The following is an 18,609-nucleotide window of genomic DNA, read 5'->3' as shown; positions in this document are numbered from 1 at the left end:
CGGGCCTCTCTGGAGTCCGGTGGGCCAGGATCAGGAACCGAGCAGTGCGCTCTGCAATTGGCTGGAAGCAGCATAGAGGGGCGCATGACCACGCATCAGAATCTGCGTACTGCGGCGGTAGGCCGCACTGCGGATCTGCAGTTGCCCATCGGAAAGCGCCGCGACCACCGTGGTGTCCAGGCGCCCGGCGGGGTTTTCGATGCTGACGTGAATGTCCGCAAATGTCGCTTCAGGAGCGGCGATGTCACAGGCCACCTGGTGGGCGGTAGTGCCCGGGATCAGACACGCTGCTGCCAGGCAGCAGCCGCCGGACACCGCCATGGAGGCATGACCGGTCTGCGGGGTGAAGTAGCGTACGGCGATATGACCGCCCTTGCGCGGCGCGCCGACGATGCAGATCTTGGGGATGGTTTCGCTGCGCGCCAGCTCGTCGCAGGTCATGGGCACACCGTCCTTGCGGCGCAGCCCCATTTTCAATCCGGCCTCGGTCCACAGTGTGCGCAAGGTGGCCATGAAGGCTGCATCCGCCGCGAGCGATGCGACGGGTTCGTGCCCGGTCTTGCCCAGGCTGCGCGCATCGACGATGACCATCGGCACCGCCACATCGACGCAGGAGACCTCGATGCCAGCCACGTGGTCGACGACCGCGCCGGTCGGCAGCAAGGCACCGGTCTTGTTGCCGACCGGCGCCTGGAGAAACAGGTCCACGGCGGGGTAGTCACCCATCACGCCAGGAATCTGCGCCTTGACGAAATGCCCCTGCTCGTCGCACTGCATGCGCGCCGTCGTGACCACGCCTGTGTTGGTGTTGCGGATATCGACTTCGCACAAGCCGCCGACCGGGGCCTGGAGCAGTCCGACATCCAGCGCCCACAGCAGCAGCGCGCTGGACATGTTGCCGCAATTCACGCTCCAGTCGATCTCGGCATGGTCACTGGCCAGTTGCGCGAGGGTGCTGACCAGACGCAGCTGGCCGTCCACGCGTTCGGTGTTCATCACGAACACCTTGTTGCTGGTCGCCGGACCGCGGCCCAGACCGGTGATCTGCCGGTTGCCGGAATGGCTGCCTGCCGCAGGCACCCCCATCAACTGGCGCAGCAGTTGCTCACGCAGAACCGTATCGGTCGGCAGCAACGGCTCCCACAGGACTACACCGGTGGAGGTACCGCCGCGCATGTAATGCACCGGCACCTCGACCGTGCCCAGTCGGCGCTGGGATCGCCAACCCGGCGCAAGTCCGGGGCTGGTGGAGGTAAGGTCGTTCATCAATTACTCCTGTGAGTCGGGCACCACCGCAGGGCTCAGGGACTCATCAGCTCGCGGACCCTGGACGCCAGCGTGTCCATGGCGAACGGCTTGGTCAACACCTGCATGTCGGGCCCCAGGTAACCATTGCCGATCGCTGCGTTTTCCGCATAGCCGGTAATGAACAGCACCTTGAGCTCAGGCCGCACCTCACGCCCGGCGTCGGCCATCTGCCGACCGTTCATGCCGCCGGGCAACCCGACGTCGGTGATCAGCAGATCGATACGCACGTCCGATTGCAGCAGCTTGAGGCCTGCCAGGCTGTCGGCCGCCTCGATCAAGGTGTAGCCCAGATCGCCCAGTACGTCGGTCAAGAGCATGCGCACGGTCGGTTCGTCGTCGACGATCAGGATGGTCTCCCCGGCATGTGCTGCGGCGGCCAGGGATTCGCGGGTTTCCGGTATCTCGTCATCGACCTCGCCGTAATAGCGCGGCAGGTAGATGCGCAAGGTAGTGCCCTCGCCCACTTCCGAATAGATCCGCACCTGGCCGCCCGACTGCTTGGCGAAGCCGTAGATCATCGACAAGCCCAGCCCGGTGCCCTGACCGATGGGCTTGGTGGTGAAGAACGGATCGAACGCCTTGGCAATGACGTCCGGCGCCATGCCGGTGCCGGTGTCGGTGACACTGACCGACAGGTACTGGCCTTCGGGTATGTCGTAACTACGCGCGGCCTCACGATCCATCCAGCGGTTGGCGGTCTCGATGGTGATGCGCCCGCCATTGGGCATGGCATCGCGGGCATTGATGCACAGGTTGAGCAAGGCGTTTTCCAGCTGACTGACATCCACCAGCGTGGGCCACAGGTTGGTCGCACCGACCGTTTCCACGCGAATGCTGGGGCCTACCGTGCGCTGAATCAGTTCGGTCATGCCTTCCATCAGCGCATTGACATCGGTGGGCCGTGGATCGAGGGTCTGGCGTCGGGAAAACGCCAGCAACCGGTGCGTCAGCGCCGCAGCGCGCTTGGCCGCGCCCTGTGCGGTGCTGATGTACTTGTCGGTTTCCATCCAGCGGCCCTGGGCGATGCGCGTGCTCATCAGCTCGAGCGCACCGGAAATGCCGGCCAGCAGGTTGTTGAAGTCATGGGCCAGGCCGCCGGTGAGCTGCCCGACCGCTTCCATCTTCTGCGACTGGCGCAATTTCTCTTCGGCCTGGATCAGCTTGACTGTGCGCTCGGTGACGCGCTGTTCCAGGGTATCGTTGAGAGCACGCAGCGCAGACAGGGCGCGATCGCGCTCGGCCTCGACCGAGCGCCGCGCCTCGACGTCGATGAGCACCCCTGGAAAACGCAGCGGTTTACCTTCGGCGTCGTTCTCGACACGGCCGTTGGCCTCGATCCAGTAATAGTGGCCGTCGGCCCGGCGGACTCGATACTGATGGGAATAACTGCCGCCACGCTGGATCACTTCGCTGATCGCAGCACTCAGGCCTTCGCGATCGTCGGGATGCACCGTCGCCACGATCGTTTCCAGGCTCAAGCCTTCACGGCCCAGCGCCGGATCCAGCCCGAACGCCAGGGCAAAGCCTTCGTCGACCGCGAAGCGATCGGTCGGCAGGTGCCAGTGCCAGGTGCCGATGATGGCCCCTGCAGCCAGGGCCAGTTGCACCCGTTCGATGTTTTCCCGTGCCACGGCTTCACTGGTGCGCAGACGATCCTCGGCATTGCGTCGGGCGGTGACGTCGCTGAAGATCACCGCTATCTTGCGTTCTTCGGGAAGGCCGACTTTCACGGCTCGCACATCGAACCAGCGTTTGAACGCTTCGGCATAGTTCTCGAAAGTAGCCGGCTCGCCGGTCTTGGCCACATGGCCATAGGTGTCGAACCAGAACTGCTCCAGGTCCGGGGCGAACTCGGTCACCCAACGCCCGCGCAGGTTGACACCGGCCTGGCGTTCGAAGGCCGGGTTGGCCTCGATGAAGCAGTAGTCGATGGGCCGATCTTCGGCGTCGAACTTGACCTCGACGATGGCGAACGCCGATTCGATGTTCTCCAGGATCTTGCGAAAACGTTCCTCGCTCTGCCGCAGCGCGCTCTCGGCGTTGCGCACACGGGTCAGGTCGAGCATCGCGCCGATCATCCGCACCGCCCGTCCTTCGGCATTGCGAATAACGTGCCCACGGTCGAGCACTTCGGCGAATGAACCGTCGTGACGCTGAAACCGATATTCGCCGGACCAGGCCGATTGACTGCCGTCGATCACGGCATGAATGGACTCGTAGACGCCCGCGCGATCGTCAGGGTGAATATGCCCGATCCACCAGTCACCGGTCGGTTCGACCGACGCCAGAGGATGGCCGTAGGCCTGCTCGAGCGCCTCGTTCCACACCACCTGGTTGCCGCTCAGGTCCCAGTCCCAGATGGCATCGTTGGTGGCCTTGACGGCCAGGCGGTAGCGTTCCTGGGTTTCCTTTATGGCCAGGCCGGCCAGGTGCTCGTTGGTACGGTCGCGCAGAATCTTGACGAAGCCCAGGTGCAGGCCGTCGTCATACAGCGGCATCATCTCGCCAGATGCCCAGAAGCGCTGGCCATCCTTGCGCAGATGCCAGCGCTCGTCATTGGCACGCCCGTCACGCAGCGCCAGGCGCATTTCCAGGGCCAGCCGGCCCTGCTCGCGGTCTTCGGGCGTGAAAAACGGTTCGGCGCTGCTGCCGCACATCTCATCCGAGGTCCAACCCATGACGTGGGTCGCACCCATGTTCCAGTCGGTCACGATGCCTTGGGTATCGATCACCACCATCGCAAAATCGATGGAGCTGTCGAATACGGCGCGTTGGCGAGCCTCGTCGGTCACATGCGGCGAACGGCTGGGCTTATCGGGGGCGGCCTCGGGCGCAGGCGATCGGGCCAAGGCCTGCAACTGGCTCAGCACAACATGGGTGTGTGGATCGTGCAGGTCGAAACCGGCTTCTTCCATTACCTTGCGCAGGCACTCGACCTGGAATGCGCGAGCTGCAACTGTCGTGTCGTTCAGAACGCCTCCAACTACCTTATAAAGGTGCCATTGACCCAATGCATTGCTACGTGTGTGTTAGGCAGTGACCTGGCAGCGGGGTTCCCGAGCGCGCGCGGCGTCAAGGGTGTCCGGTGGTTCACGTGAAACGACTTGCAGACAGCGCCACACCTTGAACAGGCCACGTATCCTGAAAGCGAGACGAGCGTGTACAGCGGGTGGAGAAATCATGTGCGAACAGGAAGGTGAAGCAGAAGGTGCACGTCATGTGCCGGGTTCATGTGCAGTGTCGATATGACGTGGATAATGGCAGGGGCGGCTGGATTCGAACCAACGCATGGCAGGATCAAAACCTGCTGCCTTACCGCTTGGCGACGCCCCTGTATCCGGTGCGAGAAAGCCAGTTGCTGGCCTCTGCATGAACGAGCGGGAATTTATCAGGTTTCTTTCGCGCAGGAAACCCCAATTGCAATAAATATTCTTCAAAAACAGCCGGTTGCTTTCCGGCGTCACTGGACCCGGCTTCAAACGGTGCAGGGATGAACTGTACGCGCCTGTGCCAAGTCCTATCTTCATCGCCCACTTGCCACGCCCGGCGTGCATCTTCAACCCTATCAGGAGGCACACTTCATGAGCCCTACCCCCTACGTTCCACCCAAGGTCTGGAAAAACGACGCGGAATCCGGCGGCCAGTTTTCCAAGACCAACCGCCCGACCGCCGGCGCTACCCATGAGCAGACCCTGCCCGTGGGCAAGCACCCGTTCCAGCTGTATTCCCTGGCGACCCCCAACGGCGTCAAGGTGAGCATCATGCTCGAAGAGCTGCTGGAACTGGGCCACGCCGATGCCGAATACGACGCCTGGCCGATTCGCATCGGCGAAGGCGATCAGTTCTCCAGCGGGTTCGTCGAGATCAATCCGAACTCGAAGATCCCGGCGCTGGTGGATCACAGTGAAGGTGCCGGCGTGCGGGTGTTCGAGTCAGGCTCCATCCTGATCCACCTGGCGCAGAAGTTCGGCGAGTTCCTGCCCACCGATGTAGCAGCACGCACCGAGGCCATGAACTGGCTGTTCTGGCAGATGGGCGCAGCCCCCTATCTGGGTGGCGGCTTCGGGCACTTCTATGCCTATGCGCCGGAGAAGCTGGAGTACCCGATCAACCGGTTCACCATGGAAGCCAAGCGTCAGCTGGATGTACTGGACAAGCGGCTGGCCGAGACGCGCTTCATAGCCGGCAACGAATACACCGTGGCCGACATTGCGATCTGGCCGTGGTATGGGCAACTGGTGCGCGGCAATCTGTACGACGCAGCGCAATTCCTGGCGGTTGACGAGTATCCTCACCTGCAGCGCTGGGCCGAAGAGATCGCCCAACGTCCCGCCGTGCAGCGCGGTCAACGTGTCAACCGCACCTGGGGCGATGAAGCGACCCAAGTCCCCGAACGCCATAGCGCCGCCGACTTCAAATAACCCCATCCCGGCTTGCACCGCCCCTATAGCAGCGGCGCAAGCCGCGTCCGGCCTCGCCGCAATACGCCTGACACTGCGCATACGACGCCGACGCGGCTTGCGCCGCTGCTACACGGGGGCGCAGACGACGTTCATGCTTTGTGCAAGGCATCACCGTGATGCAGCGCCGAATGACCCGTCTTGTCGCTCTTGACCTCGTACTGCGGCTCGTCCTTGGACGCCGGCCGGTGTTTGCCCATGAACTCCACGTCCTTGACGTGAACCTTGGTCACCTTGCCGTGAATCTCCCCCGCCTCGGAATTCCAGCGCACCGCGTCACCCACCTTGAATGCATGGCTCATGGTTTTGCTCCTCATGTGATGAAAAACCCTTCAAACAAAGGAGTGCAATGCACGCCATTGATTCACTCCACATCACGACTCAACGTCCGGTCGGCACTGCGCGCAAGGTGAACTCGGTGATTTCCGACGGCACCCCCAAACGAATCGGAAAGCCGTTCCACAACCCGCTGCCATTGCTGACATACAACTGCAGACCTGCACGGCGGTACAACCCGGACACGAACCCCTCGTTGGCCTTGGCCACCACCTGATCGAAACCGCGAATCATGCCGCCATGGGTGTGCCCTGACAGCTGCAGATCGACCCCGGCGGCGATCGCCTGGTCGATCCCGGCGGGTCGATGGTTGAGCAGCACGATCGGCGCATCGGCCGGTGCACCGCGCAGGGCCAGATCCAGGTCCGGTGCGCTACCTCCGTACCGGGTGGCGACCTTGTCGGTGATACCGGCGATGACCAGTTGCCCGCGTGTATCGCCGACCACCTCATGCTGGTTGATCAGGCTGTGCATGCCCGCTTCGCGGAACTTGGCCATCCAGCCTTCGTTGCCGAAGTAATACTCGTGGTTGCCGGGAATCGCGATCACGCCATCGCGGGCGCGCAGCTTCGCCAGCGGTCGCACGTCGGTGGCCCGTGCCTGCAGGGTGCCGTCGATGAGGTCCCCGGTGATCACCACCAGATCCGGCGCCAGCGCGTTGGTGCGCGTGACGACTTCTTCCACCCAGGGCTCGGGAAACAGCACGCTGATGTGCAGGTCGGACAGCTGCACCAGCCGGAACCCATCCAGCGCTGGCGCCAGCCCGGGTATCTGGATGTCCACCTGGCGCACGTCCGGCACGCGAGTGGCCTGGGCCACGCCGAAGCCGGAGACCACCACCGCCAGCGCTGCCACGCCATAGCGCCATTTGGCCAGGGCCCTGCGTGACGAAGCGCGGCGACGGACCAGGCGGGTCAACAGGATGCCCAGATCAAGCACCAGCACGAAAGCGAACAGCAGCGCAAACCCGGTAAAGGCCCAGCCAGCGCTGTACGCCACCCAATAGGGGACTTCAGGCGAGTACATGGTCCCGGTGAACGCCAGAATCAGCATGTGGTATTTGGACGCGGCCAGCAGTACCAGACCGATCAGCAAACGCCAGCCGGCGGCCAAGGGCAATGGGTAGATGAAGCGCAGCGCAACATACAGAAACGCGACAGTCGCATAGATGTGGAACACGGCTATTCCTCACGGTCAGTGGCACTCTGACAGCCGGCCCCTTCGATGGTTTGTCAGCGAGTTGCTACAGAACGTGTGCAACCCCTCGACCAACAGGATGCTTCAGAAGATCGCGGTATTTGTGGGAGCGGGCTCTGCCCGCGAAGGGCATCCCACGATCTTTCAGGCCTGCAACCTCAACTGTCCGGAAACGGAATGGACAGCAACCACTCGCGAAAGGCCACCAGCGACGGCAGTTGCTGATTGTGGGTGGGATACGCCAGGTAATACCCGCGGCCGCTTTCCATAGGCTCGAAGAGGGTCACCAACTCACCCTGGGCGATTTCGTCCTGTACCAGAATGCGCGGCACTAGCCCGATGCCTATCCCGGCGATGACCGCCTGGATCAGGTGCGCCGTGTGTTCGAAGCTCGGCCCCAGGCGCAGGGTCGACGAGCCGGTCAACCCGACGCTGGCAAACCAGTCCGACCACGCGTGTGGCCGCGACACCACGCCCAGCAGCAACTGCCGCCCTGCATCCTGCACGGACATCTGCTCATGAGCGGGCAAAGCCTTGGGGCTGGCCACCACCACCAGCTTCTCCGAGAGCAATCGATGCGCCACATAGCCCGGCCACTGCCCCGACCCCGCGCAGATGATCGCGCTCATGTCCTGCACGCCTTCGGACAGGTCACCGCGCACGATGCGCGAATGAAGATGCACCAGACTGCCGGGGTGGCGCCCATAGAAGTCTCCCATCCGCGGCATCAGCCATTTGGATGCGAAGGTCGGCAGCACCGCCAGGTGCAGGGTATCGGCCTCGATGCGATGGGAAATGGTCTGCAGGGTGGCGCCGCGAATCCGCGCCAGGGCGCCAGCCAGCTCGTGCTGGTACAGCGCGCCTGCTGCGGTCAACTCGATGTGCCTGCCTTCACGTTTGAACAACGCCACCTCTAGCAGCGCTTCGAGGGCCTGCACCTGCCGACTCACCGCGCTCTGAGTCAAGGCCAGTTCGGCCGCCGCCCGGGTGAAACTGCCGTGGCGACCCGCAGCTTCGAACGCCAGCAGCAACGACATGGAAGGTGTGAGCCGTCGAGGATTCATTCATTGAGCTCATGCAAAAAGCGAAGGATATACGTTTGCCCAGTGGGCCCGTGTCGGCGAAAATACGGTCACGCACGTCATGATGCAAGGCCCCTGCGGTAGATACGATCGGCTCTTCGAACTCGATCACCGCGCGCCTCGGCCCATTGCACACATGCCTGTTTCGAATGCAAATCCACTGCCCCGCCGGATTCCGACTGCCATGATCGCCGAACTGTCCCGCCAGAAAGCTCCTCTTGCGCCCTATCAGGCGCTGCTGCGTCAGCTCGAACGTGCAGGTTTCCAGGGCGAGATCGTCGACGACTACGCCATGCGCACGGTGCTGGCCACGGACAACTCGATCTATCAGCGCCAGCCCCAGGCCGCCGTATTCCCTCGGCACGAGGCCGACGTGCAGCTCCTGACCCGCCTGGCCAGCCAGCCGGAACATCGCAGGGTAGTACTGACCCCACGCGGCGGCGGCACCGGCACCAACGGCCAGTCGCTGACCGATGGCCTGGTGGTGGACCTGTCCCGGCACATGAACCAGGTGCTGGAGATCAACGTCGAAGAGCGTTGGGTGCGGGTCCAGAGCGGCGTGGTCAAGGATCAGCTCAACGCGGCCCTGAAGCCCCATGGACTGTTCTTCGCCCCCGAGTTGTCGACCTCCAACCGCGCGACCATTGGCGGCATGATCAACACCGACGCCAGCGGCCAGGGCAGCTGCACCTACGGCAAGACCCGCGACCACGTGCTGGAGCTGACCACCCTGCTGCTGGGCGGCGAGCGCCTGCACAGCCACAGCCTCGACGCGTCGCAGTTACAAGCCAACCGCGCGGGCGACGGCCGCATCGCCGAGGTCTATCGGTGCGCAGCGACCATCGCCGGCGAGCAGGCCGAACTGATCGACGCGGTCTTCCCCAAACTCAACCGCTGCCTCACCGGCTATGACCTGGCCCACCTGCGCGAGGCCGACGGGCGCTTCAACCTGAACAGCGTACTCTGCGGCTCGGAAGGCTCGCTGGGCTTCATCGTCGAAGCCAAGCTCAACGTGCTGCCGATCCCCAGGCATTCCATTCTGGTCAATGTGCGCTATGCCGGCTTCATGGACGCGCTCAACGACGCCAATGCCTTGATGGCGCACCAGCCGCTGTCGATCGAAACCGTGGACTCCAAGGTCCTCCTGCTGGCCATGAACGACATCGTCTGGCATGGCGTGGCCGAATACTTTCCCACCGACGCACAGGCGCCGACCCTGGGCATCAATCTGGTGGAATTCAGCGGCGACGACCTGGGCGCGGTCGAGCAGCGTGTCGAACAGTTCATTGCCCACCTGCAGCAGGACACCACGGTGCCGCGCCTGGGCCACACGCTGGCGGTCGGCGCCCTGGCGGTGAGCCGGGTCTACGCGATGCGCAAGCGCGCCGTGGGCCTGCTCGGCAACGTTCAGGGCGAAGCGCGGCCGCAGCCATTCGTCGAGGACACCGCCGTGCCGCCGCAGAACCTGGCGGCCTACATCGGCGAGTTCCGTGCACTGCTCGACGGTTACGGCCTGCAGTACGGCATGTTCGGCCATGTCGATGCCGGCGTGCTGCACGTGCGGCCGATCCTGGACATGAAGGACCCGCGCCAGGCCGCGCTGATCCGGCCCATTTCCGACGAGGTCGCGGCGCTCACCCAGCGGCACGGTGGCCTGCTCTGGGGCGAGCACGGCAAGGGCCTGCGCTCGCAATACGTGCCAGAGTACTTCGGCGAGCTGTATCCAGCCCTGCAGGCACTCAAGGCCGCCTTCGATCCGTTCAACCAGCTCAACCCGGGCAAGATCGCCACACCCGCCACTGTCGCCGACGCGCGACTGACCCAGGTCGACGAAGTGACCTTGCGTGGCGAACTGGACCGCAGCATCGACGAGCGGGTCTGGCAGAGCTACGACAGCGCCGTGCACTGCAACGGCAACGGTGCGTGCTACAACTTCGACCCGAACGACGCCATGTGCCCGTCGTGGAAAGCCACACGCAACCGTATTCATTCGCCCAAGGGCCGTGCCTCGCTGATCCGCGAATGGCTGCGCCTGCAGGGCCTGCACGGCGCCAACGTGCTGCAGAGCGCGGGCGGCAACCTGTTCCAGCGTGCGCGCAACAGCTTGGCCCGGCGCATGGGCCGCGACGACTTTTCCCACGAGGTGTACGACGCCATGGCCGGCTGCCTGGCCTGCAAGTCGTGCGCGGGGCAGTGCCCGGTCAAGGTCAACGTGCCGGAATTCCGTGCGCGCTTTCTGCAGCTGTACCACGGGCGCTATCTGCGACCGTTGAAGGATTACCTGATCGGCTCGCTGGAATTCAGCATCCCGTACCTGGCGCGCTTTCCCCGCGCCTACAACGCGGTCATGTCCTTCGCGCCGGTGCAACAGGCACTGCAACGCGTGGCGGGCATGGTCGACAGCCCGTTGCTGAGCCTGGTGGATTTCCAGGCTCACTGTCGCGACTGGAACGTGCGCGCGGCGACCGCCGATCGTCTCGCCCGGCTGACTTCCGAGCAGCGTCAGCGCAGCGTGATCCTGGTGCAGGATGCTTTCACCCGCTACTTCGACACGCCGGTAATGGCCGACTGGCTCGAGCTGATTTCGCGCCTGGGTTTCGACATCTACCTGGCCCCCTTCGCTGCCAACGGCAAGCCGTTGCAGGTACAGGGTTTCCTCGGTGCGTTCGACAAGGCCGCCCGGCACAACGCCCAGTCGCTGCGGCAATTGCAGGCCAGCGGCATCGCCCTGGTCGGCCTGGACCCAGCCATGACCCTGGTGTACCGCCAGGAGTACGCGAAAACCCTGGGCCACGACCAGGCACCGACCGTTCTGCTGCCACAGGAATGGCTGGCCCAGGTACTGCCGCAGACCGGCGAGCCCGGCACCGGCGGCGTCTACCAGCTGTTGCCGCATTGCACCGAGAAGACCAACGAGCCGAACAGCATCACCCATTGGCAACAGGTGTTCAGCCGTCTGGGCGCGACCCTGCAGGTATTGGCCAGCGGCTGCTGCGGCATGTCCGGCACCTATGGCCATGAAGCGCGTAACGTCGCCACCTCCAAGGTCATCTACGGGCAATCCTGGCAGCCGTTGCTGGCCCGCTACCAGAGCTCGGGCAATCTGCTTGCCGACGGCTATTCCTGCCGCAGTCAGGTCAAACGCGAAGAAGGTCACACGGTCCGTCACCCGCTACAGGCCCTGCTGGAGCACGTGAGAAAAAACACCGTTTGAGAGCGCTGGCGAGCCTGACGTCGGTGACTATGCTCGGGTAGACTAGTCGTCTAATCGACCTCGCATGCTCGCTTGCGCACACAGGAATTTCTCGGATGTCCGTCCAGGCTCGCAACAATGTGGTAGTCAAGGGCCAGGGGCCTCTGACGCTGGTGTTCGCCCATGGGTTTGGCTGCGACCAGAACATGTGGCGCATGGTCGAACCCACCTTTGCCAAGCGCTACCGCACGGTGTTGTTCGACATGGTCGGATGCGGCAAGTCCGATATCGGCGCCTATGACATCGACAAGTACTCGACGCTGGCGGGCTATGCCGAGGACATCATCGAAATCATCCAGGAATTCAAACAGGGTCCCGTGGTGTTCATCGGCCATTCGGTCGGCGCGATGGCCGGCGTCATGGCTGCCAACCTGAGCCCCGGGCTGATCAGTGCCCACGCCATGGTCGGCCCCTCGCCGTCCTACATCACCGACGAGGACTATCCCGGCGGCTTCACCCGCGACGACATCGACGCCCTGCTCTCGACTCTTGAAAGCAACTACCTGGGCTGGTCCAGTGCGATGGCGCCACGCATCATGGGCAACTCGGAAACGCCGGAACTGGGCGCCGAACTGACCAACAGCTTCTGCCAGACCGACCCGGACATCGCCAAACGTTTCGCGCGCGTGACCTTCCTCACCGACAGCCGCGAAGATGTGCGCCAGTTACGCGAACCGGTACTGGTCATCCAGTCTTCCGACGACTTCATCGCGCCCAGGGCCGTTGGCGAATACCTGACTCAAGTGATCGACGATTGCCGCATGGTGCTGGTCGAGAACGAAGGCCACTGCCCGCACCTGAGCCAGCCTGCCGCCTGCATCGATGCCATCCAGACTTTCCTCGACCAGACCTGCGGCCATCTGCCCGCATGAGCGTCGAGGCCACGGGCATCCCGAATGCCGAGGCGCTCTATCAGCAGGCCCCGTGCGCCCTGCTGCTCATCAACGAAAAGGGCTTGATCCTCGAAGTCAACCAGACGTTCTGCCAGTGGCTGGGCCATACCCGCGAGCAACTGATCGGCACACGCAAGCTGCAGGAACTGCTGACCGTGGGTGGCCGCATGTTCTACCAGACGCACTGGATGCCATTGCTGGCGATGCAGGGTTTCATCACCGAGGTCAAACTGGACTTCTTGACCGCGCAAGGCACTGTCGCGCCGATGGTGCTCAATGCCGGAAGACGCGAGCATGAAGGCCAGGTGCTCAACGCCGTATCGGCGTTCATCGTGGCTGACCGCATGCGTTTCGAACAGGAACTGCTGCAGGCCAAGCGCCAGGCCGAGGACGCCTTGCAGCGGCATGTGGTGCTGGAACACGAACTGAATCGACAGCGCGAGCTCGCCGTAGATCGCGCACTGTTCGCCGAGCAGATGATCGGCATCGTCAGCCACGATCTGCGCAACCCGTTGCAGGTCGTGTCGATGGCAGCGCAGTACCTGCGTTCGCAGGACATGACCGAACGGCAGGACACCATGCTCGGCCACATCAGGGAGGCCACGACACGTTCGCAACGCCTGATCAACGACCTCTTGGACTTCACCCAGGCGCGAATTGGTCAGGGTTTGGCGGTGAGCCGCGCACCCATCCAACTGGACCGTGTCATCGCGGCCGCCGTCGCCTCGTTGCGCCTGCTTCACCCGCACCGCGAAATCGCTTTCAGCGCCAGCGACGAAGCCTTGTTCTGCCAGGCCGACGCGGACCGTCTGGCGCAATTGCTCGGCAATCTGGTCTCGAATGCGGTGACCTATGGCGATGGCGAAAGCCCTATCGACGTGCGCGTGTCGGCAGCACAAGGGACCGTCGAAATAGCCGTGCACAATGTCGGCAATCCGATTGACGAAACCCAGCTGAGCACGATTTTCTCTCCCATGACACGAGGGGCGGAAGCGGGTGGCGAAGTGCGCAGTGTCGGGTTGGGCCTGTTCATCGTCAGCGAGATTGCCAAGGCCCACGGGGGTGTGGTCGAGGTGGTATCTACCGCACAGGCGGGGACCACCTTTGCCGTGCGTTTTCCGGCGTATGCCTCAGGCGGTCACTGACCGCCATCGGCAGACCGCCTGCCCAGATCTCAGCGCGGCTCGTGCATCGGGCAACCGTTATGAGTGGCGCGGAAGCCGGAGGACATCTCGTAGGCGGGTTTGCGCACACGCATGACACCCCCCAGCGGACGGTGCGCCGCCAGACCATGCCAAGGGCTGAACGACATCCGCTCGTTGATCGTCTGAATGCTTTCCTCCGACCATGCGGCCTGGGCCGGCACTTCGATGCGGGCGACGGTCACGAAGGGGCTCAGCTCTTCCGACCACTGCTTGGAAGCATCCTCGATCGGCATTTCCTCAAGGTCGGTTGCCAGCTGGATACGCACTTCCCACGTACCCCCCTGGGTTGCGAAATATTCGGTGACTGCTTCACGCAGTCCGTCCGGTTTGCCGTCCAGATCGACGGGTTGATCGGTCAAATCGGTCAGCGATCGGGCCACTGGCACCACTTCCAGCTTGGCGTAGTGGTTACCGTACAGAAACGGCACGACGGTATTGAAGGTTTCGCCCAGCACATGGGTCAGCGGATGCCCGCCCATGCTCTTGAGCGTACCGCTTTCACCGCCCATGGTTTCGATCACCGACTCCACGCCACGAAGCAGCGCCGAAAACGCCTTCTTCAGACCAGGCCCCTTGTCTGTGGTCTTGGCCAAGAGTTTGAGACTCTTCAAGAACGCCTTGGGCGTGGCAGCGGTGAACGCCTTGGCGTTCTGCATCACGAAATCCTGGGTCACATCGCCTTCACTGCCCGGCAAGCGCTCGCCCTGAACGCCGACGATCTTCAGCCCCAAGCCACGGGGTGTAGAGACCTTGTCGTCCAGAATGTCACCCGGGTTGGTGGAAAAGCGCATCACCACCGGCAGTGTGCCAGGGACGGCAAAGGCGCCCTGCGCCAAAGGCGCAGGAAGACCGTCGAGTACTGTGATATGACCCCGTACCAGCCCGTGAGCCTTGGCATGCACGCCACGCAACGCGTGGCCGCCGTCTTCGAACGTCGTATCCAGGATGCTGCGCATCACCTGATTAAGCTCTTGGCTGGTTTCAGCCTCGTCATCGGGCACCTGCTCGAATGAAGGCTCAAACACCAGCGGAGTGACGGTCAATCCACCTTCCGGCAGTGAACGGTCCGCCAATGGGTTATCCGAAGAATGGTTCATGTGCATGCCTCTGCTCAGGTCGTACGGTTATCACGCTGGGTCTTTATTATTTGGCCAGGTCGGCTTTCAGACGCTCGCCTGCATACATCTGGGCTTCCTCGGCTTTTTTCACCACTGCAGCGGTGCCGAAGAATTCGTGGGTCACGCCGGGATAAACCTTGCGCTCGACACTGACACCCGCAGTACGCAGCGCCTTTTCCAGCTCGGCGCCATCGTCGCGCAGCGGGTCGATTTCGGCGTTGATGACTGTCACCGGCGGCAAGCCCTTCAAGTCGGCATGGACCAGATCGATGCGCGTGTCTTTCACGTCAGCCGGACCCTTGGTCACGTTGTCGATGAACCACAGCATCATCGGACGGTTGAGCGGCATGGCATCGGCGTACTTGCGATAGGACTCGGTCTCGGTATTGGACTGAGCCACCGGGTAGACCGACAGCACATGCTTGGGCTCGGTCAGACCGGCCTTGTGGGCTGCGACTGCGGTTGCCACAGCGAGGTTGCCGCCGGCGCTTTCGCCAGCCAGTGCCAGACGTTTGGCATCGCCATTGACCGCGGAAGCGTTCTTGCTCAGCCAGCGATAGGCCGCCAAGGCATCGTCATGAGCAGCGGGGAACTTGTTTTCAGGCGCGCGGCGGTAGTCGACGGACACGACCACGGCATTGGCTTGTTTGGAGATGCCGCGCGCGCCACCGTCATATACCTTGCGATCGGCGAATACCCAGCCGCCACCGTGGAAGTACAGGACCACCGGGAACGGTCCTTTGCCTTCGGGGGTGTAGACGGTAGCCGGCAGTGCGCCTGCTGCGCCCGGTACGGTGATATCACGAGTGGTCACACCAGGGACAAGGGCGGTCGGAGTGCTGTCACGTTTTTCATCGGCGAGCACGCCTTTGACGGCATCGGCAATGGTGGGTTGCTGCCGAGCCTCGACGGCCGTGATTTTCTCCACGGCCTTGGCGTCGAAGCTGGCGAATTTGTTCAGGACGGTCTGCATGTCCGAATCAGTGCGGAACATGCTCTTGGTACCGCTCACAGCGAGTTCGGAAACCGAGCGTTTTTCCGGATCACGCGCGCAGCCGCTCAAAGCCATTGCCACGCCAGCAGCGCACAGCGCTACCATCCACTTACGGTCAGTCTTGATCATTGTTTTTTGCCTCGCACGAGAGTGGGAACGTTACGGAATATCAGGCCGCTGATAGCAGCTTGATGTTCCAAAATTCCCACCTGCACTCAGACCGGCGGTAGTCCTCCAAATACCACGGCCCCTGTAGCAGCGGCGCAAACCGCGTCATCGGCCACAGAGGTGTGTCTGGAAAAACTGGGCGACCCCTGACGTGGCTTGCGCCGCCGCTACAGGGGTCGCGGTTGGCGGGGCTTACGCGGTGGCGTCCCAGGCGCGGTCGCCGGAGGCGTCCTTGATGCGCGTCGGCAGGCCCATGGCGTCGAGCGCCTTGAGGAACGGCTCTGCGGGCAGCTCTTCGACGTTGGCCATGCGCTGAACGTCCCATTCGCCACGGGCAACCAGCAGGGCGGCAGCCACGGGCGGCACACCGGCGGTGTAGGAAATACCCTGGCTGTCGGTCTCGGCGTAGGCTTCTTCGTGGTCCGCGACGTTATAGATGAACATCTCGTGGGGCTGCCCATTGCGGCTGCCCTTGACCAGATCGCCGATGCAGGTCTTGCCGGTGTAGCCCGGCGCCAACGACGAGGGATCTGGCAATACCGCCTTGACCACCTTGAGCGGTACCACTTCCAGACCTTCGGCGGTCTTCACCGGCTGCTCCGACAGCAGACCGAGATTCTTCAGCACCGTGAACACATTGATGTAATGCTCACCGAAGCTCATCCAGAAGCGCACGTTGGGCACATCGAGATTCTTCGACAGCGAGTGCACTTCGTCATGCCCGGTCAGGTACAGGTTCTGTGAACCCACCACCGGCAGATCGTCGGTGCGCTTGACTTCGAACATGGTGTTGCTGGTCCACTGGCTGTTCTGCCAGCTCCAGACCTGCCCGGTGAATTCCCGGAAATTGATTTCCGGATCGAAATTGGTGGCGAAATACTTGCCGTGGGAACCGGCGTTGACGTCGAGGATATCGATCGAATCGATACGATCGAAATGCTGTTGCTGCGCCAGCGCGGCATAGGCATTGACCACGCCCGGATCGAAGCCCACGCCCAGGATGGCGGTGACGTTCTTCTGTTGGCACTCTTCCAGGTGCTTCCACTCGTAGTTGCCGTACCAGGGCGGCGTTTCGCAGACCTTGCCCGGTTCCTCGTGGATGGCGGTGTCCAGGTAGGCCACGCCGGTGTCGATGCAGGCGCGCAGCACCGACATGTTCAAAAACGCGGAACCGACGTTGATGACGATCTGCGACTCGGTCTGCACGATGAGTGCCTTGGTCGCCTCGACGTCCAGCGCATCGAGCGCGAACGCCTGGATATCGGCGGGCTGCTTGAGGCTGCCCTTGGCCTTGACGCTGTCGATGATGGCCTGGCATTTGGAGATGTTGCGCGACGCGATGGCAATACGACCAAGTTCATCGTTGTGCTGCGCGCACTTGTGGGCCACCACCTTGGCGACACCTCCTGCACCAATGATAAGAACGTTCTTCTTCAATTTATTCACTTCTCCTCGGCTGTCCGCTTACGAAAGGCTGGACAGGTAGTCTTCGAAACCAAACTCACGAACCACCTCGACTGTACCGTCAAGTTGTTTCACTACGATGGACGGCATCTTCAGGCCGTTGAACCAGTTCTTCTTGACCATGGTGTAGCCGGCGGCATCGACGAACGACAGGCGATCACCGATGGCCAACGGACGCTCGAACGGGTATTCGCCGAAGATGTCGCCGGCCAGGCAGGACTTGCCGCACACCATGTAGGTGTGTTCGCCACTGCTGGGGGCCAGCTTGGCATTGAGCCGGTAGATCAGCAGGTCGAGCATGTGTGCTTCGATCGAGCTGTCGACCACGGCCAGGTGCTTGCCGTTGTAGAGGGTGTCGAGCACGGTGACTTCCAGCGATGCGCTGTTGGTGATCGCCGCCTCGCCAGGTTCCAGGTACACCTGCACACCGTACTTCTGCGAAAAGGCCTTGAGCCGGGCGCAGAAGTCGTCCAGTGCGTAACCTTCACCGGTGAAATGAATGCCGCCGCCGAGGCTGACCCATTGCACCTTGTGCAACAGATGACCGAAGCGCTCCTCGATGGTCCCCAGCATCTTGTCGAACAAAGCGAAGTCGCCGTTCTCGCAGTTGTTGTGGAACATGAAGCCAGAGATCTGCTCGATCACTTCCTCGACCTTGATTGGGTCCCATTCGCCCAGACGGCTGAACGGTCGCGCCGGATCGGCCAGCAGGTAGTCGGAACTGCTGACCTGCGGGTTGACCCGCAGGCCGCGGGTCTTGCCTTGCGAAGCCTGGGCAAAACGCTGCAGCTGGCCGATCGAGTTGAAGATGATCTTGTCGCAGTTGGCGAGCATCTCTTCGATCTCGTCGTCGGCCCAGGCCACGCTGTAGGCGTGGGTTTCACCGGCGAACTTCTGCCGACCCAGCTTGAGCTCGTACAGCGACGACGAGGTGGTGCCGTCCATGTACTGCTCCATCAGGTCGAACACCGACCAGGTGGCGAAGCACTTGAGCGCCAGCAAAGCCTTGGCCCCGGACTGTTCGCGTACGTAGGCGATCTTTTCCAGGTTGCCCAGGAGCTTCTGTTTGTCGATGAGGTAGTACGGCGTATTGATCATTTCGAGGCCCCCGGCATGGCCAGCCAAAAAAAG

At 62.8% G+C, this 18,609-nt stretch carries 13 protein-coding genes and 1 tRNA gene; 4 read left to right on the top strand and 10 right to left on the bottom strand.

Annotation, left to right across the window (positions count from 1 at the left end; all coding sequences use genetic code 11):
• Positions 1 to 30 precede the first annotated feature (30 nt).
• The 3 genes from BLV18_RS06575 to BLV18_RS06565 form a co-directional block, all read right to left on the bottom strand.
• Entirely contained in the window at positions 31 to 1,266 is a 1,236-nt protein-coding gene (locus BLV18_RS06575; RefSeq protein WP_090357134.1) for a PrpF domain-containing protein, read from the bottom strand.
• Positions 1,267 to 1,301: 35 nt separating this feature from the next.
• A complete protein-coding gene (locus BLV18_RS06570) occupies positions 1,302 to 4,223 on the bottom strand; it encodes a PAS domain-containing hybrid sensor histidine kinase/response regulator (RefSeq protein ID WP_090357132.1) in 2,922 nt (973 codons plus the stop codon).
• 343 nt (positions 4,224 to 4,566) lie between these two features.
• Positions 4,567 to 4,641, bottom strand: a tRNA-Gln gene (locus BLV18_RS06565).
• A gap of 248 nt (positions 4,642 to 4,889) precedes the next feature.
• On the opposite strand from BLV18_RS06565, the gene yghU reads away from it, so the two are divergent.
• Positions 4,890 to 5,729 (top strand): glutathione-dependent disulfide-bond oxidoreductase, encoded by an 840-nt coding sequence (gene yghU, locus BLV18_RS06560; protein WP_090357130.1) that lies wholly within the window; start codon positions 4,890 to 4,892, stop codon positions 5,727 to 5,729.
• Between the two features lie 131 nt (positions 5,730 to 5,860).
• Here yghU and BLV18_RS06555 read toward each other — a convergent pair whose 3' ends face one another.
• From BLV18_RS06555 to BLV18_RS06545, 3 genes are all read right to left on the bottom strand, one after another.
• Positions 5,861 to 6,070: a hypervirulence associated TUDOR domain-containing protein gene (locus tag BLV18_RS06555; RefSeq protein WP_049861344.1), complete on the bottom strand. Its 210-nt coding sequence runs from the start codon at positions 6,068 to 6,070 to the stop codon at positions 5,861 to 5,863.
• A gap of 79 nt (positions 6,071 to 6,149) precedes the next feature.
• A complete protein-coding gene (locus tag BLV18_RS06550) occupies positions 6,150 to 7,283 on the bottom strand; it encodes a metallophosphoesterase (RefSeq protein ID WP_090357128.1) in 1,134 nt (377 codons plus the stop codon).
• 176 nt (positions 7,284 to 7,459) lie between these two features.
• Complete coding sequence (locus tag BLV18_RS06545) at positions 7,460 to 8,365, bottom strand: LysR substrate-binding domain-containing protein (protein WP_090357126.1); 906 nt, start codon at positions 8,363 to 8,365, stop codon at positions 7,460 to 7,462.
• A gap of 202 nt (positions 8,366 to 8,567) precedes the next feature.
• Between BLV18_RS06545 and ydiJ the strand changes: the two genes are divergently transcribed.
• The 3 genes from ydiJ (at position 8,568) to BLV18_RS06530 (ending at position 13,674) form a co-directional block, all read left to right on the top strand.
• Positions 8,568 to 11,597, top strand: a complete 3,030-nt coding sequence (gene ydiJ, locus BLV18_RS06540) for a D-2-hydroxyglutarate dehydrogenase YdiJ (RefSeq protein ID WP_090357124.1) — start codon at positions 8,568 to 8,570, stop codon at positions 11,595 to 11,597.
• 95 nt (positions 11,598 to 11,692) lie between these two features.
• The gene (locus BLV18_RS06535; protein WP_090357122.1) at positions 11,693 to 12,508 is read left to right on the top strand and encodes an alpha/beta fold hydrolase; all 816 of its coding nucleotides are present in this window, start codon (positions 11,693 to 11,695) and stop codon (positions 12,506 to 12,508) included.
• Entirely contained in the window at positions 12,505 to 13,674 is a 1,170-nt protein-coding gene (locus tag BLV18_RS06530) for a PAS domain-containing sensor histidine kinase (RefSeq protein ID WP_090357120.1), read from the top strand. Before BLV18_RS06535 ends, BLV18_RS06530 begins: the two co-directional genes overlap by 4 nt.
• Before the next feature lie 29 nt (positions 13,675 to 13,703).
• Here BLV18_RS06530 and BLV18_RS06525 read toward each other — a convergent pair whose 3' ends face one another.
• The 4 genes from BLV18_RS06525 to BLV18_RS06510 form a co-directional block, all read right to left on the bottom strand.
• Positions 13,704 to 14,831 (bottom strand): catalase family protein, encoded by a 1,128-nt coding sequence (locus BLV18_RS06525; RefSeq protein WP_090362073.1) that lies wholly within the window; start codon positions 14,829 to 14,831, stop codon positions 13,704 to 13,706.
• Between the two features lie 46 nt (positions 14,832 to 14,877).
• Positions 14,878 to 15,975, bottom strand: coding sequence for an alpha/beta hydrolase (locus tag BLV18_RS06520; RefSeq protein WP_197979055.1), 1,098 nt, complete (start codon positions 15,973 to 15,975; stop codon positions 14,878 to 14,880).
• Positions 15,976 to 16,206: 231 nt separating this feature from the next.
• Positions 16,207 to 17,451, bottom strand: coding sequence for a saccharopine dehydrogenase family protein (locus BLV18_RS06515; RefSeq protein WP_056843183.1), 1,245 nt, complete (start codon positions 17,449 to 17,451; stop codon positions 16,207 to 16,209).
• Positions 17,452 to 17,478: 27 nt separating this feature from the next.
• A complete protein-coding gene (locus BLV18_RS06510; protein ID WP_090362067.1) occupies positions 17,479 to 18,576 on the bottom strand; it encodes a carboxynorspermidine decarboxylase in 1,098 nt (365 codons plus the stop codon).
• Between the last annotated feature and the right edge of the window lie 33 nt (positions 18,577 to 18,609).

This window comes from Pseudomonas coleopterorum (assembly GCF_900105555.1).
In the GTDB taxonomy this organism is placed as follows: Bacteria; Pseudomonadota; Gammaproteobacteria; order Pseudomonadales; family Pseudomonadaceae; genus Aquipseudomonas; species Aquipseudomonas coleopterorum.
Note: the sequence above shows the minus strand (reverse complement) of the source record. Positions and strands in the feature narration are given on the sequence as shown.

What these genes read in the sequence shown, in the direction of transcription:
- BLV18_RS06575 (WP_090357134.1), bottom strand. Translation starts at nt 1,266, where the DNA reads ATGAACGACCTTACCTCCACCAGCCCCGGACTTGCGCCGGGTTGGCGA.
- BLV18_RS06570 (WP_090357132.1), bottom strand. Translation starts at nt 4,223, where the DNA reads ATGGAAGAAGCCGGTTTCGACCTGCACGATCCACACACCCATGTTGTG.
- yghU (WP_090357130.1), top strand. Translation starts at nt 4,890, where the DNA reads ATGAGCCCTACCCCCTACGTTCCACCCAAGGTCTGGAAAAACGACGCG.
- BLV18_RS06555 (WP_049861344.1), bottom strand. Translation starts at nt 6,070, where the DNA reads ATGAGCCATGCATTCAAGGTGGGTGACGCGGTGCGCTGGAATTCCGAG.
- BLV18_RS06545 (WP_090357126.1), bottom strand. Translation starts at nt 8,365, where the DNA reads ATGAATCCTCGACGGCTCACACCTTCCATGTCGTTGCTGCTGGCGTTC.
- ydiJ (WP_090357124.1), top strand. Translation starts at nt 8,568, where the DNA reads ATGATCGCCGAACTGTCCCGCCAGAAAGCTCCTCTTGCGCCCTATCAG.
- BLV18_RS06535 (WP_090357122.1), top strand. Translation starts at nt 11,693, where the DNA reads ATGTCCGTCCAGGCTCGCAACAATGTGGTAGTCAAGGGCCAGGGGCCT.
- BLV18_RS06530 (WP_090357120.1), top strand. Translation starts at nt 12,505, where the DNA reads ATGAGCGTCGAGGCCACGGGCATCCCGAATGCCGAGGCGCTCTATCAG.
- BLV18_RS06525 (WP_090362073.1), bottom strand. Translation starts at nt 14,831, where the DNA reads ATGAACCATTCTTCGGATAACCCATTGGCGGACCGTTCACTGCCGGAA.
- BLV18_RS06520 (WP_197979055.1), bottom strand. Translation starts at nt 15,975, where the DNA reads ATGATCAAGACTGACCGTAAGTGGATGGTAGCGCTGTGCGCTGCTGGC.
- BLV18_RS06510 (WP_090362067.1), bottom strand. Translation starts at nt 18,576, where the DNA reads ATGATCAATACGCCGTACTACCTCATCGACAAACAGAAGCTCCTGGGC.